General features: G+C 28.6%; 17 protein-coding genes and 1 rRNA gene. 6 read left to right on the top strand and 12 right to left on the bottom strand.

Features of this window, described 5'->3' with window-relative positions:
* The 12 genes from BN7997_RS00005 to dnaA all read right to left on the bottom strand — a co-directional run.
* Positions 1-58 (bottom strand): 16S ribosomal RNA (locus tag BN7997_RS00005); the annotation flags it as partial.
* A gap of 197 nt (positions 59-255) precedes the next feature.
* Entirely contained in the window at positions 256-1,032 is a 777-nt protein-coding gene (locus BN7997_RS00010; RefSeq protein ID WP_071118845.1) for a SigB/SigF/SigG family RNA polymerase sigma factor, read from the bottom strand.
* A complete protein-coding gene (locus BN7997_RS00015) occupies positions 1,032-1,439 on the bottom strand; it encodes an ATP-binding protein (protein ID WP_143023130.1) in 408 nt (135 codons plus the stop codon). The genes BN7997_RS00010 and BN7997_RS00015 overlap by 1 nt, the downstream gene beginning before the upstream one ends.
* Before the next feature lie 3 nt (positions 1,440-1,442).
* Entirely contained in the window at positions 1,443-1,760 is a 318-nt protein-coding gene (locus BN7997_RS00020) for an STAS domain-containing protein (protein ID WP_071118846.1), read from the bottom strand.
* Positions 1,761-1,778: 18 nt separating this feature from the next.
* Positions 1,779-2,039 (bottom strand): hypothetical protein, encoded by a 261-nt coding sequence (locus tag BN7997_RS00025; protein WP_071118847.1) that lies wholly within the window; start codon positions 2,037-2,039, stop codon positions 1,779-1,781.
* Positions 2,039-2,326, bottom strand: a complete 288-nt coding sequence (locus tag BN7997_RS00030; RefSeq protein WP_071118848.1) for a YtxH domain-containing protein — start codon at positions 2,324-2,326, stop codon at positions 2,039-2,041. The genes BN7997_RS00025 and BN7997_RS00030 overlap by 1 nt, the downstream gene beginning before the upstream one ends.
* A 69-nt stretch (positions 2,327-2,395) precedes the next feature.
* Positions 2,396-4,822: a DNA gyrase subunit A gene (gyrA, locus tag BN7997_RS00035; protein ID WP_071118849.1), complete on the bottom strand. Its 2,427-nt coding sequence runs from the start codon at positions 4,820-4,822 to the stop codon at positions 2,396-2,398.
* 17 nt (positions 4,823-4,839) lie between these two features.
* Positions 4,840-6,741 (bottom strand): DNA topoisomerase (ATP-hydrolyzing) subunit B, encoded by a 1,902-nt coding sequence (gene gyrB / locus BN7997_RS00040; RefSeq protein ID WP_071118850.1) that lies wholly within the window; start codon positions 6,739-6,741, stop codon positions 4,840-4,842.
* Positions 6,742-7,857: a DNA replication/repair protein RecF gene (gene recF / locus BN7997_RS00045; RefSeq protein WP_071118851.1), complete on the bottom strand. Its 1,116-nt coding sequence runs from the start codon at positions 7,855-7,857 to the stop codon at positions 6,742-6,744.
* Between the two features lie 15 nt (positions 7,858-7,872).
* Entirely contained in the window at positions 7,873-8,079 is a 207-nt protein-coding gene (gene yaaA / locus BN7997_RS00050) for a S4 domain-containing protein YaaA (protein WP_071118852.1), read from the bottom strand.
* Between the two features lie 119 nt (positions 8,080-8,198).
* The gene (dnaN, locus tag BN7997_RS00055) at positions 8,199-9,305 is read right to left on the bottom strand and encodes a DNA polymerase III subunit beta (protein WP_071118853.1); all 1,107 of its coding nucleotides are present in this window, start codon (positions 9,303-9,305) and stop codon (positions 8,199-8,201) included.
* 241 nt (positions 9,306-9,546) lie between these two features.
* Positions 9,547-10,869, bottom strand: coding sequence for a chromosomal replication initiator protein DnaA (dnaA, locus tag BN7997_RS00060; RefSeq protein WP_071118854.1), 1,323 nt, complete (start codon positions 10,867-10,869; stop codon positions 9,547-9,549).
* Between the two features lie 646 nt (positions 10,870-11,515).
* Here dnaA and rpmH point away from each other — a divergent pair.
* The 6 genes from rpmH to mnmE all read left to right on the top strand — a co-directional run bounded on the left by rpmH (position 11,516) and on the right by mnmE (position 15,183).
* Positions 11,516-11,650 (top strand): 50S ribosomal protein L34, encoded by a 135-nt coding sequence (gene rpmH, locus BN7997_RS00065; RefSeq protein ID WP_007285206.1) that lies wholly within the window; start codon positions 11,516-11,518, stop codon positions 11,648-11,650.
* A gap of 77 nt (positions 11,651-11,727) precedes the next feature.
* On the top strand, positions 11,728-12,069 hold the full coding sequence (rnpA, locus tag BN7997_RS00070) for a ribonuclease P protein component (RefSeq protein ID WP_071118855.1): 342 nt from the start codon (positions 11,728-11,730) through the stop codon (positions 12,067-12,069).
* A gap of 31 nt (positions 12,070-12,100) precedes the next feature.
* Positions 12,101-12,352: a membrane protein insertion efficiency factor YidD gene (gene yidD / locus BN7997_RS00075; protein ID WP_071118856.1), complete on the top strand. Its 252-nt coding sequence runs from the start codon at positions 12,101-12,103 to the stop codon at positions 12,350-12,352.
* A 29-nt stretch (positions 12,353-12,381) separates the two neighbouring features.
* The gene (locus BN7997_RS00080) at positions 12,382-13,080 is read left to right on the top strand and encodes a YidC/Oxa1 family membrane protein insertase (RefSeq protein ID WP_071118857.1); all 699 of its coding nucleotides are present in this window, start codon (positions 12,382-12,384) and stop codon (positions 13,078-13,080) included.
* Positions 13,055-13,684 (top strand): RNA-binding cell elongation regulator Jag/EloR, encoded by a 630-nt coding sequence (gene jag, locus BN7997_RS00085; RefSeq protein ID WP_071118858.1) that lies wholly within the window; start codon positions 13,055-13,057, stop codon positions 13,682-13,684. The genes BN7997_RS00080 and jag overlap by 26 nt, the downstream gene beginning before the upstream one ends.
* A 119-nt stretch (positions 13,685-13,803) precedes the next feature.
* A complete protein-coding gene (mnmE, locus tag BN7997_RS00090) occupies positions 13,804-15,183 on the top strand; it encodes a tRNA uridine-5-carboxymethylaminomethyl(34) synthesis GTPase MnmE (protein ID WP_071118859.1) in 1,380 nt (459 codons plus the stop codon).
* The last annotated feature ends 46 nt before the right edge of the window (positions 15,184-15,229 follow it).

The following is a 15,229-nucleotide window of genomic DNA, read 5'->3' on the forward strand; positions in this document are numbered from 1 at the left end:
GCATGTGTTAGGCACGCCGCCAGCGTTCATCCTGAGCCAGGATCAAACTCTCAAATAAAAGTTGTTACCTGCTCAGACTATCATTATCTGAATATCTGGCTTGGTTTGTTAGTTTCAATTCTATAAAAAATTAACCTACTGTTTAATTTTCAAAGTTCTTATTTCCTTGTCCCGTTTTCTTAAGGACAAGTAATAATATACTATAGATTAAACAGTAGGTCAATACTTTTTTTAAAATATTTTTATATTTTTTTTCTACAATTGCTTTTCATATTCTTTTCTAAGTTTTTCAACAATCTTTTTCTCTATTCTAGATACTGTCATTTGAGATATTTCTAACTCTTTTGCTATTGTCGATTGAGTTTTGTCTAAGAAGAATCTATCTTTAAATATCTTAACTTCTAATTCATTTAAGCTTTCCATGAATTTATTTACAAAATCTTTTTGCTCTATATTGTTAAAGCTACTTTCCTCTTCCCCAATTTTATCTATAAGAGTGATATCTTTATCTTCTGAGTCATCATTGCTAGATGAATCTAAAGATATTGGCTGATAACCATAAGATGCTTCCATAGCCTCTAAAACTTCTTCTTCACTACAACCTATGTAATCAGCTATATCTTTTACCTTTGGATGAGTCTTATTTTCTTGCTCAAGTGCTACTTTAGCTTCACTTATTTTTTTGCTCAGCTCTTGAACTCTTCTTGGAACTCTTAAGGCCCATACTTTATCTCTAAAGTATTTCTTTATTTCACCTATTATTGTTGGTGTTGCAAAACTTGAAAATTCATACCCTTTTTCTATATCATATCTATCTATTGCATATATTAGTGCTAAAGATCCTACTTGATATAAATCTTCATATTCAACGCCTTTATTAATATACTTTTTAGCTAACAAGTTTACTAAATATAAATGTCTTTCAATAAGAATATTTCTAACATCCTTATTATCTTTATCTTTACTATATATCCTAAATAACTCTTTTGTATCTATATCTAGGTAATTTGTAGCATTAGCTACATTCTTCATTAAATATCAACTCCTAAATACTTAGTCATTTTTATTATTGTTCCTTGGTTGTCTTTTGATTCTATCTTCACATCATCCATTAGTGTTTGGATTATAAATAATCCTAATCCATTTTCTTTTGGTTGTGTTAAATCAGGTGTAGCTATTGATTCTACATCGTACCCTTTACCATTATCTTTTATTTCTATATCTAATCCATTTTCTAATATAGTATATGTTATACTTACACTTTTATCATCACTATGCTTTATAGCATTAGTACAAGCTTCTGATACTGCTACTTTCATATCTTCTATATCATCTATTGAAAAACCTATCTTATTAGCTATACCTGAAGTAGTTAATCTTATTATACTTACAAAATCAGGATTAGCACTTATTTCCATTTTTATAGTTTCACAAGCCAAAGTCTATCCCTCCACTTTAAATATTTTATCTAGACCTGTTATAGTAAAAATCTTTTTTACGTTACTCTTTGGATTTATTATATATATTTCTTTATTATCCGTTTTTAGCTTCTTTAAAACACCTATCATAGCACCTAAGCCCGTAGAATCTATATAATCTAAGTTCTCAAGATTTATCTTCATATCTAATATTTTTTCGTCCGCTAAATTATGTAAATGCTCTTTTAATTTATCTGCTGTTGATACATCTAACTCACCTTGAAGTGATACATCCCAAAAACCATTTTCGTTATTTAATTTAGAATCTATATTCATTGACATTCTAATTCCTCCTTATTGTTATCTCCTTTTTACAAATCTGAATACTTTCGTTATATTTGTAATCTTGCTTACCATACTAACTATTTCCTCTGTATATGTTGTTATTGATGCCACATTTTCTATAGTTTCATGTATATGTCTTTCATTATAATCTATAATTTTATATACCTTTTCTACAACTTTATTAGTAGTATTTAATAATTTTCCTATATATACAGCTATAATTAAAGCTGAAGCCCCTATTAAAAATGCTCCTATCTGCCATCCCAAAGTATTCATTACTTATTATCTCCCTCGTCGCTAAATGTTCTACTTATCACAATTTCATCTTCAGATATATGTATATTGTCATCTTCTGCAAAGTTATCGTCTATAAATTCGTTTATTTTTTCTTTTACATCATCAAATGTTCCTTGTAAAACATCCTTTGGATTTTCTTTAATTTCATCTATTTTATTTTTTGCATCTCTTCTAAGTTCAGAACCTTTCTTAGGTGCAAAAAATAAACCAGCTATAAAACCTATTAGTGCTCCTAATAATAAAAAATTTCCACGCCTTTTACTCATAGTATTTTTCTCCTCTAAAATTAAATTATATTTATATTATAAAGTTAGCAAAAAGAATAGGATATAATCCTATTCTTCTTCCATCTTTATTTTTGAAATAGAAACTACATTGACTTCATCATCAGTTTTCATTAACTTAACTCCACTAGTTACTCTTCCAAATAATGAAATTTCATTAACTCTTAATCTTATAAGTACACCATCAGAGTTTATTATCATCATTTCATCATCTTCATTTACCATTTCTGCTCCAACAAGTTTTCCTGTCTTTTCAGCTATGTTGTAAGTTTTTATTCCTTTTCCTGCTCTTATCTGAGTTCTATATTCATTTATATCTGTTCTTTTTCCAAATCCATTTTCACTAACTACTAATACATCAGTGCCTTCTTCGCATAAGCTCATAGATACAACTTTATCATCATTAGATAATGTTATACCCTTTACACCCATAGCAGATCTTCCCATTGATCTTATATCATTTTCATCAAATCTTATAGACATACCTTCTTTTGTTACTAAAAGAACATCTTTGTTTCCATCAGTTACTTTAACACCTATAAGCTCATCATCTTCTCTTAATCCTATAGCTATTAATCCAGCTTTATTTATGTTTTTAAACTCTTCACGGTCAGTTTTCTTAACTATACCATTCTTAGTAGCTAATAATAAGTATTTGTTGTCATCCTTTTCATCTATAGCTAATAGTGTAGCTATTTTTTCATTAGGACCTAATTGAAGTAAGTTTACAATAGCAGTTCCTTTTGCTTGTCTCTTACCTTCAGGTATTTCATAAGCATTTAATCTAAATACTCTACCTTTATTTGTAAAGAATAGTAATTTACTATGTGTAGTTGTACTTACTAGGTGTTTTACGAAATCTTCTTCTCTTGTAGTAAGAGCAGATATTCCTCTACCACCTCTTTTTTGACTCTTATAAGTATCTGCTGGAAGTCTCTTTATATATCCAAAATGAGTAAGAGTTATAGCTATTTCTTCGTCCTCTATAAGGTCTCTCATATCTATTTCGCCTTCAGCATGTCTTATTTCAGTTCTTCTTTCATCAGCATAATTTTCTTTTATTATAAGCATTTCTTCTTTTATTACGTTAAGAAGTAATCTTTCATTAGCTAATATTTCTTTTAATCTATTTATTTTCTTTATTAATTCTTCATACTCAGCTTCTATCTTATCTCTCTCTAATCCAGTAAGCCTTTGAAGTCTCATATCTAATATAGCTTGAGCTTGTATATCAGTTAATCCAAACTTCTCCATTAAACCAGACTTAGCTTCTTGAGTTGTTTTAGAAGCTCTTATTAAGCTTATAACTGCATCTATATTATCTAAGGCTATTCTTAATCCTTCTAATATATGTGCTCTTGCTTCAGCTTTATTTAATTCAAACTTAGTACGTCTAGTTACTACATCTTTTTGATGTTGTACATAATGGTATAGTATTTGCTTAAGATTTAATACTTTAGGTTGACCATTTACTAATGCAAGCATTATTACACTAAATGTTTCTTCCATTTGAGAATGCTTATATAAGTTATTTAATACTATATTAGCATTAACATCTCTCTTAAGTTCTATAACTATTCTCATTCCATTTCTGTTACTTTCATCTCTAAGGTCAGATATTCCTTCTACCTTTTTATCCTTAACTAATTCAGCTATTCTTTCAACTAACTTAGCTTTATTAACTTGATATGGTATTTCTGTTACTACTATTTGTTGTTTCCCTTTTGGTAATTCTTCTATTACCGCTCTAGCTCTAACTTTAACCTTACCTCTACCAGTTCTGTAAGCTTCAGCTATATTTTCTTTACCCATTATTATTGCTGAAGTTGGGAAGTCTGGACCTTTTACAAATTTCATTAAATCATCAACTGAACACTCTTCATTGTCTATTAAGTGTACAGTTGCATCTATTACTTCACCTAAATTGTGAGGTGGTATAGATGTTGCCATACCAACTGCTATCCCGTTAGAACCATTTACTAAAAGGTTAGGATATCTTGAAGGAAGTACTGCAGGTTCCTTTAACGATTCATCAAAGTTTGGTACAAAATCTACAGTTTCTTTATCTATATCTCTTAATAATTCAAGAGCTAATTTACTCATTCTTGCTTCAGTGTAACGCATTGCGGCTGGTGAATCACCATCTACTGAACCAAAGTTACCATGACCATCAACTAAAAGTCCTCTAGTTGAGAAATCTTGAGCCATTCTAACCATCGCTAAATAAACAGCACTATCTCCATGTGGGTGGTACTTCCCTAGAACGTCCCCAACTATACGGGCAGACTTTCTATACGGTTTATCTGGTGTTAAATTTAATTCACTCATTGAATATAATATTCTTCTATGAACTGGTTTTAGTCCATCTCTTACATCTGGAAGAGCTCTACCAACTATAACACTCATAGAATAGTCTATATAAGACTTTTTCATTTCTTCTGCTATTTCAATAGGGAGTATTCTATTATTTTCTTCCATTGATACTCATCCCCTTTCTATATATCTAAGTTTCTAACGTATGTTGCATTTTCTTCTATGAATTCTCTTCTTGGAGCAACTTTGTCACCCATAAGCATTGAGAATACTTCATCTGCAAGTACTGCATCTTCTATAGATACTTGTAATAAAGTTCTTTTCTCAGGATCCATTGTAGTATCCCATAATTGTTCAGCGTTCATCTCTCCAAGCCCTTTGTACCTTTGAAGCTCTACGCCTTGTCTTCCGATCTCTTCTAATAAAGTATTTAGTTGTTCATCAGAGTAAACATAATATTCTTTCTTTTGCTTTTTAACTTTATATAGAGGTGGTTGAGCTATATATACTAGTCCATTTTCTATTAATGGTCTCATGTATCTAAAGAAGAACGTTAATAATAATGTTCTTATATGTGCTCCATCGACGTCGGCATCGGTCATGATAACTATTTTATGATATCTAGCTTTTTCTAAGTCAAAGTCGTTTCCAACTCCACAACCAAATGCAGTTATCATATTTTTAATTTCATCTGACGATAATATTTTATCTAATCTAGATTTTTCAACGTTTAATATCTTACCTCTTAATGGAAGTATCGCTTGTGTATGTCTATCTCTACCTTGTTTAGCAGAACCACCGGCAGAATCCCCTTCGACTAAGAATATTTCACTCTTAGAAGGATCTTTTTCAGCACAGTCAGCTAATTTCCCTGGTAATGAAGTACTTTCTAATACACTCTTTCTTCTAGTTAATTCTCTTGCTCTTTTAGCAGCTTCTCTTGCTCTTTGAGCTCTAAGACCTTTATCTACTATTATCCTAGCTGTAGTTGGGTTTTCCTCTAAGAAAGCCCCTAACTCTTCTACTGTTACGCTATCTACTATACCTCTCATAACAGTATTTCCTAGTTTAGTCTTTGTTTGACCTTCAAATTGAGGTTCTGGAAGCTTAACTGATACTACAGTTGTAAGACCTTCTCTTATATCTTCACCTAATAAGTTTGGTTCATTTTCTTTTAAAAGCTTATTTCTCTTAGCATATTCATTTATTGTCTTTGTAAGAGCTGTCTTGAATCCTGCTAAGTGAGTACCACCTTCATGAGTATTTATATTATTAGCAAAAGAATATATGTTCTCTGAATAACCATCAGTATACTGCATAGCTAACTCAACAACATAGTCATCTACTTTTTTATCTATATAAACTATTTCATCATGAATTCCTGTTCTAGATTTATTTAAGTATTTTACGTATTCTACTAATCCTCCAGTGTAATGGAATTCTTTTTTCTTTTCTTGCCCTTCTCTCTTATCCTCAAATACTATTTTTATACCTTTATTTAAGAAAGATAATTCTCTAAGTCTATGCTCTAATGTATCAAATTTAAATTCAATTTCATCAAATATTGTAGCATCTGGCATAAAGCTTATAGTAGTACCTGTATCATTACATTCACCTACTATTTCAAGATCTGTTGTAGGCGTACCTAATTTATATGATTGTTTGTGTATCTTTCCATCTCTGCGCACTTCTGCTACAACCCATTCAGATAATGCATTCACTACAGAAACCCCAACTCCGTGAAGACCACCAGATACCTTGTATCCTCCTCCACCGAATTTACCTCCTGCATGAAGTACTGTTAAAACTGTCTCTAGTGTAGATTTTCCTGTTTTAGGATGTATCTCTACAGGTATACCTCTACCATTATCCTTTACTGTTATACTTCCATCTTTGTTTATTGCAACATATATTTCTGAACAATAACCTTGTAATGCTTCATCTATACTGTTGTCTACTACTTCATAAACTAAATGGTGTAAACCTCTAGGACCTGTTGAGCCGATATACATACCTGGTCTTTTTCTAACGGCCTCTAATCCTTCTAGAACTTGTATCTGACTTGCACCGTATTCTTGTTTCATCTAGTTCCCTCCATTCTCTATATTAATAACTTGTCCCTTTTCAATCCTGAAAATGGTTGTATTACTTTTATTAAATATATTTATATGTGAAACTTCAGCGGTAGTTATAAACATTTGAACTACACTCAAGTTATCTATCAATAGTTTTTGTCTTGTTTCATCTAACTCACTAAATACATCATCTAAAATTAGAATTGGATATTCTCCAACTTCATTTTTTATAAGCTCTATTTCAGATAATTTTAATGAAATAGATGCAGTTCTTTGTTGCCCCTGCGATCCATAAAGTCTAACATCTAGCCCATTTACATATATATTTAAATCGTCCTTATGTAAACCATATCTAGTTGTTCTTACATCAATATCATGCTTTCTACTTGAAACAAGTTTATCTAAGAATTTATTATATATGCTATCAATAGTATCGTCATCATTTATATCAATCTGGCTTTTGTATGTAATTGATAATTCTTCAACTGAATTTGTCAATTTAAAATGCATATTTTTAGATATATCTGCTATTTTTTTTATAAAATCTCGCCTTAAAATATATAGATAACTTCCATATCTAGCTAAACTTTCATCATAAACATCTAATAATGCTTCATCTACATTATTAGCTTTTAGCAACTGATTTCTTTGAAAAAGCACTTTATTATAATTAGTAAGATAATTATAATATTTAGGCATAATTTGACTAATTTCTTTGTCAATAAAAGATCTTCTTTCCTTCGGACCTTCTTTAACTAATCTAAGATCTTCTGGTGAAAATATCACCACGTTTAAATTTCCAAGTAATTCATGAATCTTTTGTATATGAATTTTATTTACTTTTATACCCTTTTTATTTTTTCCAATTGCTATCTCTATTAGACCATCTGTATGTTCTTTCGAAAAACTACCACCCACATACAAATTTTCAGTATCAAATTTTATAATTTCTTTATCCCTACTAGTTCTAAATGATTTCCCAAAAGATAACATATATATAGATTCTACTATATTAGTCTTCCCTTGACCATTTTTTCCTAAAAGAAGATTAACTTTTTTATTAAATTCTAAATATAAATTATTATAGTTTCTAAAATTCACTAATTGTAAACTATTTAGTCGCATAAAAGGCTCTCCTTTTTACACTACTTTTATTTTCTGTCCTTCAACTTCTACTATATCTTGAGGTTTTAATTTTCTACCTCTTCTCATTTCAACTTCGCCATTAACCTTAACTAGACCTTCTAATATTAAAAATTTAGCATGTCCACCTGTAGACACAGCATCTGCTAACTTAAGAAGTTGATCTAATTTTATATATTCTGAATCTATATTTATTTCAATCATCAATGAATTCCTCCTATTAATAAGATTTTTGATATTTATAAAACATCACATTAAATATATATTATATCACAAAATTAGCTACAAAAACCCAACTTTATTAGTTGGGTTTTATGCTTAAACTATATATTAGATGATATTCTTACAGGAAGTAGTAAATAAGTATACTTAACGTCGTCAGCAGGTCTTATTATACATGGATTTATATTTGTAGTGAATTCTATAAAGATTTCCTCACTATCTATATTTTTTAATCCTTCTAAGAAATATCTAGAGTTAAATGCTATATCTAAGTATTCACCAGTTAACTCTAAATTAACTTCTTCATATACATTTCCTTTATCAGTATTTGAAGTAATTGCCATAACATTATCTCTTATTGATAACTTTATTAAGTTATTTTTCTCAGATTGTGACAATAATGATGCTCTTTCTATACTATTTAAAAGTTCTTTAGTTTTTAACTTTACTTTTGAATTATATTCTCTTGGTAATAATTTTTTATAATCTATGAAGTCACCTTCAAGAAGTCTAGTTATTATTTTAGTGTCATTTATGATAAATATTGCATTTTTTTCATCGAATCCAACTTTTACATCTTCTTCTGAAGATAATAAACTATTTACATCATTTAATGCTTTTCCTGGAATTATGACCTTAGCATTATTTGTTATATTATCAATCTTGCAACTTCTAACTGCTAGTCTATATCCATCAATAGCAACTAAACTTATATCTCCATCTACTATTTCTAAAAGTTCTCCCATTAATATAGGTTTTGTTTGATCTTGAGATATAGCAAATACTGTTTGCTTTATCATATTTTTCAATAAGTCTTGAGGTATATTATATAAATCTTCTTCATTAACTTCAGGAAGTCTTGGATATTCTTTTGCAGAATCTCCTTTTATCTTAAATCTTGAATTTAAACAATTTATATATACATTATTTTCAGCATCTGTTTCTATTTCAACAAATGAATCAGGTAACTTTCTAATGATATCCCCAAAAAGTCTAGCATTTACTACAATTTCTCCCTCTTCAATAACTTCAGCTTGTGTATAAGTTTCTATTCCAATTTCTAAATCATATCCAGTTAGCTTTAATTGTCCATCTTTAGCTGATAATAAAATACCCTTTAAAAGCTCTAAAGTTGTTTTTCCATTAATAGCTTTTTGAGAAATACCTATTTTATTAGCTAAAAGTTTTTGATTACAAATTATCTTCAATGTGGATAACCTCCTTGTCGAATTTATATAAAAAAATAAATAAAAATATTAGTAGTAATAGTAGTAGGTGTTGTTGATAATGTTAATAAGTATCTATGTCTAAATAAATTCAAAGATATCAACATGTGTACAAAATGTTAATATCTTTGTTATTTTTTATATAATATTGTGTTAATAAAATTTAGACAAAAAAACTATAAACATTACATCAACATCATATCCACAAGTAAATGTTTATAAATTATCCCTTTAAATCTAAAATTATTTTCTCTATTTTAGATTTAATTTCCTCATTTACTTGTATATCTTTAACTATCTTATCGTGGGCATGAATAACAGTTGTATGATCTCTGCCTCCAAATTCTTCACCTATTTTAGGAAGTGATAAATCTGTAAGTTCACGAGATAAATACATAGCTATTTGTCTTGGATAAGCTATCGATCTTGTTCTTTTTTTAGAATTGAAGTCTTCCATTTTTATATTAAATACAGAAGCTACTTTTTCTTTTATTCTATTTACAGTAATTTCTTCATTTTTAGTAGTAGTTATTATATCTTTTAGTGCTTCTACAGCAAGATCAAAAGATATTGTTCTATTAGTAAGAGATGAATATGCAATTACTCTTGTTAAAGCACCTTCTAATTCTCTTATGTTAGATTTTATATTTTTAGCTATATAATTAGTTACCTCATTTGAAACCTCTATGTTTTCCATTTGAGCTTTTTTTCTAAGTATAGCTATTCTAGTTTCAAAGTCTGGTGCTTGAATGTCTGTTATAAGCCCCATTTCAAATCTAGATCTTAATCTGTCTTCTAATGTAGGAATCTCTTTTGGAGGTCTATCACTAGAAATAATTATTTGCTTATTAGCCTCATGTAATGAGTTAAAAGTATGGAAAAACTCTTCTTGAGTTCTTTCTTTTCCTGCAATGAATTGAATATCATCTATAAGAAGTATATCTACATTTCTATATTTATTTCTAAACTCTTCATTTCTATCATCTTTTATAGAGTTTATAAGTTCATTGGTAAATTTTTCAGATGAAACATAAACAACCTTAGCATCCTTTTTTTGAGTTATTATATGATGACCTATCGCATGCATTAAGTGAGTTTTTCCTAATCCAACACCTCCATATAGGAATAAAGGATTATATGCTCTAGCAGGAGATTCAGCAACAGCAACGCATGCAGCATGAGCAAATCTATTACTATTACCGATTACGAAAGTATCAAAAGTATATTTAGGATTTAGATTTGGATAATTTTTTTGAGGTATATTAGAAGATTTTGGCTCTTCTTCTAAACCTTCAACATATTTTTCATCTAAAACAAATTTAACTTTATACTTTTTTAATGAAAGTTGATTTATTGAACTTTCAATTAGATTTAAATATCTATCCTCTAAAATACCTTTAGTAAAATCATTAGGAACTAAAAGTATTAATTCATTCATATGTATTTTTAAAGGTATTATTTGCTTAAAAAAAGCATTAAAACTAGGTGGAGATAGCTCACCTTTTATTAATTGTAGTGTTTTGTCCCATAAAGAAACTATATCCATAGTATGAACCTCCGCATAGAATAATTGACATTTTCCACAATGTTATTAACAAAAACTAATAAAATCTATATAAATTTTATAAAATAAGAATATTTATGGATAATTGTGTGGATAAAATATAATAATGGTAATTATTCTTGTAAAAGCAAAAAGTTATAAACAATATGTATATAAAGTTATAAATAGCAAAAATATATAAAGAAAACACTTTATAACTAAATTATTGTCAGTTAACTAATAAGTTATACACATTTATATCCACAGTTTGTGTATAACGTTGATAAGTTAATAAATTTTATTAACATTATACACAAGTATATCTATAATATCAGAATAAACGTCAAACTTCAATAATTTGCAACTAATTTATCCACAATATTCACCATATGTTGATAAATATATATACATACATCAATAGAGTTTCTAATAATAAAATCTTTATACTATATAAAAGATGTGAATAACACTTATACTAAAAGTCTTAAATTGTAATAATATAATGAGAGTAAAATAGTTATTTATGACTTCCAAAAACTCGTTGACAACATATATAAAAGCATTTATAATTGTATGTGTTATGTTTACTTTGAGGGTAAAGTTATTATTTTTATAAACGGAAAACAAATCTGAAAGGCGGTGTAATACGATGAAAAGAACTTATCAGCCAAAGAAAAGACAAAGAAAGAAAGAACATGGTTTCAGAAAGAGAATGAAGACGTCTAACGGAAGAAACGTGTTAAAGAGAAGAAGAGCTAAAGGAAGAAATAGATTAACTCATTAATAATTAAAAAGGCCGCTATTAAGTGGCCTTTTTGTGTAGAAAATATAATTAACAGCTGTGTTTATGGAGGTTTTAATATGGACTTCAAAAGAACCCAAGGTTTAAAAAAAGACTCTGATTTTAGAAAAGTATACAAACACGGCAAATCTTTTGCGAATAGAAACTTAGTAATGTATATACTAGATAATAAATCAGACTCTACTAGAGTAGGGATTTCAGTTTCTAAAAAAGTAGGAAATGCTATTAATAGAAATAAAATAAGAAGAAGAATAAAAGAATCATATAGATTAAATGTCGATGCAAACGTTAAATATGGATATGATATTGTATTTATAGCTAGAGTTGCAATAAAAGAAGCTGATTATAAGGATATAGAAAAATCTATGACTCATCTTATAAGAAAAGCAGGATTAATATAAGTCTATATTTTTTTGCTTGGAGGTCTATATTTTGAAAAAAAAATATTATATATTAAAGGAAATTAATAGGTATTTATCGAAGTTACTTATTTACTTAGTTAGATTTTACCAAAAATTTATATCTCCTTTAAAAGGGCCGACTTGTAGATTTTATCCTACTTGTTCTCAGTATTCAATTGAAGCAATTAGAAAATATGGAGCGTTAAAAGGGATATATTTAACAATAAGACGATTATTAAAGTGTCATCCTTTTCATTCAGGAGGATATGACCCACTTAAATAAAACAACACATACTTTGGGAGGTATAGAAAGTGAACATTATAAGTAATGCACTAGGACATGTCCTAAGAATAATATTTGAACTTGTTCAAAACTATGGACTTTCAATAATATTATTCACGATAGTAGTAAAAGTATTATTACTACCACTTACAATTAAGCAAACAAAATCTACAAAGGCAATGCAAGATATACAGCCTAAGATACTAGAAATACAAACTAAATATAAAGATAAACCTGAAAAGCAACAACAAGAAAGAATGAAGATATACACAGAAGCTAAAATTAATCCATTAGCAGGATGTTTACCTTTATTAATACAAATGCCTATATTAATCGCACTATTCTCTGTATTAAGAGAACCTGTTACATATGGAGTTTTTGTAGATCAAGCTCAATTTGCAACTGCAGCAAAAGGGTTTTTATGGATAAAAGATTTAACTACGCCAGATGTTATATTAGCTGTATTATCAGGAGCAACTACATTTTTAATGCAAACATTAATGATGCCTAAGGATCAGCAACAAGGTTCTATGAAGATGATGACTTATGTTATGTCAGCTATGATGTTATTCTGGGGATTCTCTTTCCCAGCAGGTCTTACATTATACTGGACAATAGGTAACGTGTTTGCAATAGCACAACACTATTTAATAATGAATCCTTTAAGAGCTAAACTGGCTGTTTCTAAGGAGGAAGTAGTAGATGAAAAGCCTAGAAATAAGAAGTAAAAGTAAAGAAGAAGCTATAAATAAAGCGATCGAAAAACTAAATGTTAAATTAGACGATTTAGAAATTGAAGTATTAGAAAATCCTACAAAAGGTTTTTTAGGATTTTTAGGTGCTAAAGATGGACTTTATAAATTTACTGTTATAGAACAAGAAACAGAAATAGATATAGCTAAGGCATTTATTGAAAATATACTTAAAAATTCTAAAGTAGATGCAGATTTAAGTGTTAATCAAGAAGGAAATCTTATAAAAGTTGATATAAGAGGTAAAGAAGCAGCGTCTTTAATTGGTAGAAGAGGTGAAACTTTAGATTCTATACAATTATTAACAGGACTTGCTCTTAATAAAATAAATAAAAACTCTAATATGAGAGTTCTTGTAGACATAGAAAATTATAGAGCTAAGAGAGAAGAATCTTTAATTAGATATGCACACAAAGTAGCTAGAGAAGTAGCTAAAACAAAGAGAACTAAGAAGCTTGACTATATGAATCCTTATGAAAGAAGAATAATACATTCAGCTCTTCAAAATGATAAGTATGTAAGTACTTATAGTGAAGGAACAGATCCATATAGAAGATTAGTAATAGAATATATAAAATAAAATTAACCTCCTAGGTAATAGGGGGTTTTATTTTTGCAATTTATTTTATATAATATTAAGATTAAGGAAACAATTAAAAGTAACGAAAAGGATAAAATTTATATTAAGAGGTGAATGATTTGTTTATAGATGATACTATAGCAGCAATTGCTACAGCACCAGGAGAAGGTGGAATAGGAATAATCAGAATTAGTGGAGAAAAATCACTACAAGTAGCCCAATCAATCTTTAAATCTAAATCAGGAAAAATGATAAAAGATTATAATGCGAGAACATTGATATATGGGACAGTAGTTGATAATGAAAAGGTAATAGATGAAGTATTAGTGGCTTATATGAAAGGTCCAAATTCATACACTGCAGAAGATGTAATAGAAATAAATTGCCACGGTGGATTTATTTCAGTAAAAAAAATATTAGAACTTATATTATCTAAAGGTGTAAGATTAGCTGAAGCAGGAGAATTTACAAAGAGAGCTTTCTTAAATGGTAGAATAGATTTATCTCAAGCTGAAGCTATCATAGATGTTATAAAATCAAAAACGGATATGGCTCATGAAGTAGCTCAAAGTCAATTAGAAGGAAGTTTAGCTAAAAAAATCAAAGATTTAAGAATGAATGTTACGGAAGTTTTAGCGCACTTAGAAGTTTCTATAGATTTTGCAGAAGAAGATGTAGAAGAAATCACATATCAAATACTTGAAGAAAAAGCTCTTGAGCTTAGAAATGAAATCAAAAAACTTTACGATACGGCTGAAAGTGGTAAAATACTTAGAGATGGTTTAAAAACTGTAATAGTAGGTAAGCCTAATGTAGGAAAGTCATCTTTATTAAACTCTATATTAGGAGAAAATAGAGCTATAGTAACGGATATAGCAGGTACAACTAGAGATGTTATTGAAGAATTCGTTAATATAAAAGGTATACCTCTAAAAATAGTTGATACTGCAGGTATAAGAGAAACAGAAGATGTAGTTGAAAAAATAGGGGTAGAAAAATCTAGAGAATCTTTCAGTACAGCTGACTTAGTTATAATGGTACTTGATGCATCTAGAAAATTATCTGAAGAAGATATGGAAATTTTAGAAAGTCTTAAAAATAAGAAGACTATAGTTCTATTAAATAAAATGGATTTAGAGCCTCAAATAGAATTAGAAAAAATCGAAGAATTTGTTAATAGTGAAGATATAATAAAAATATCAGCTTTAAAGCATCAAGGGATAGAAGAATTACAAGATAAAATAGAAGCAATGGTTTATCATGGAAGTGTAAAAAATTCTTCTAACTTAATGATAACTAATTCAAGACATAAAGATGCTTTATTTAAAGCATATGAATCTATAAATGATGCAATAAGTGCAATTGAGCAGAGAATGCCATATGATTTTATAGAAGTTGATTTTAAAAATATATGGGATTATTTAGGATATATAAACGGAGATACAGTAAGAGAAGATTTATTAGATACAATATTTGCAAACTTCTGTATAGGTAAATAAATATAAAAAAGAACGTTATGTTTTGCGTGAAACATAACGTAAAACA

This window comes from Romboutsia timonensis (genome assembly GCF_900106845.1).
GTDB lineage: Bacteria > Bacillota > Clostridia > Peptostreptococcales > Peptostreptococcaceae > Romboutsia > Romboutsia timonensis.

Bases quoted from the DNA above. Each gene is read 5' to 3' on its own strand.
- gyrA (WP_071118849.1), bottom strand. From the start codon at position 4,822: ATGGAAGAAAATAATAGAATACTCCCTATTGAAATAGCAGAAGAAATG.
- yaaA (WP_071118852.1), bottom strand. From the start codon at position 8,079: ATGATTGAAATAAATATAGATTCAGAATATATAAAATTAGATCAACTT.
- BN7997_RS00020 (WP_071118846.1), bottom strand. From the start codon at position 1,760: ATGTCAATGAATATAGATTCTAAATTAAATAACGAAAATGGTTTTTGG.
- rnpA (WP_071118855.1), top strand. From the start codon at position 11,728: ATGGACTTCAAAAGAACCCAAGGTTTAAAAAAAGACTCTGATTTTAGA.
- rpmH (WP_007285206.1), top strand. From the start codon at position 11,516: ATGAAAAGAACTTATCAGCCAAAGAAAAGACAAAGAAAGAAAGAACAT.
- jag (WP_071118858.1), top strand. From the start codon at position 13,055: ATGAAAAGCCTAGAAATAAGAAGTAAAAGTAAAGAAGAAGCTATAAAT.
- BN7997_RS00030 (WP_071118848.1), bottom strand. From the start codon at position 2,326: ATGAGTAAAAGGCGTGGAAATTTTTTATTATTAGGAGCACTAATAGGT.
- gyrB (WP_071118850.1), bottom strand. From the start codon at position 6,741: ATGAAACAAGAATACGGTGCAAGTCAGATACAAGTTCTAGAAGGATTA.
- BN7997_RS00025 (WP_071118847.1), bottom strand. From the start codon at position 2,039: ATGAATACTTTGGGATGGCAGATAGGAGCATTTTTAATAGGGGCTTCA.
- dnaA (WP_071118854.1), bottom strand. From the start codon at position 10,869: ATGGATATAGTTTCTTTATGGGACAAAACACTACAATTAATAAAAGGT.
- BN7997_RS00010 (WP_071118845.1), bottom strand. From the start codon at position 1,032: ATGAAGAATGTAGCTAATGCTACAAATTACCTAGATATAGATACAAAA.
- recF (WP_071118851.1), bottom strand. From the start codon at position 7,857: ATGCGACTAAATAGTTTACAATTAGTGAATTTTAGAAACTATAATAAT.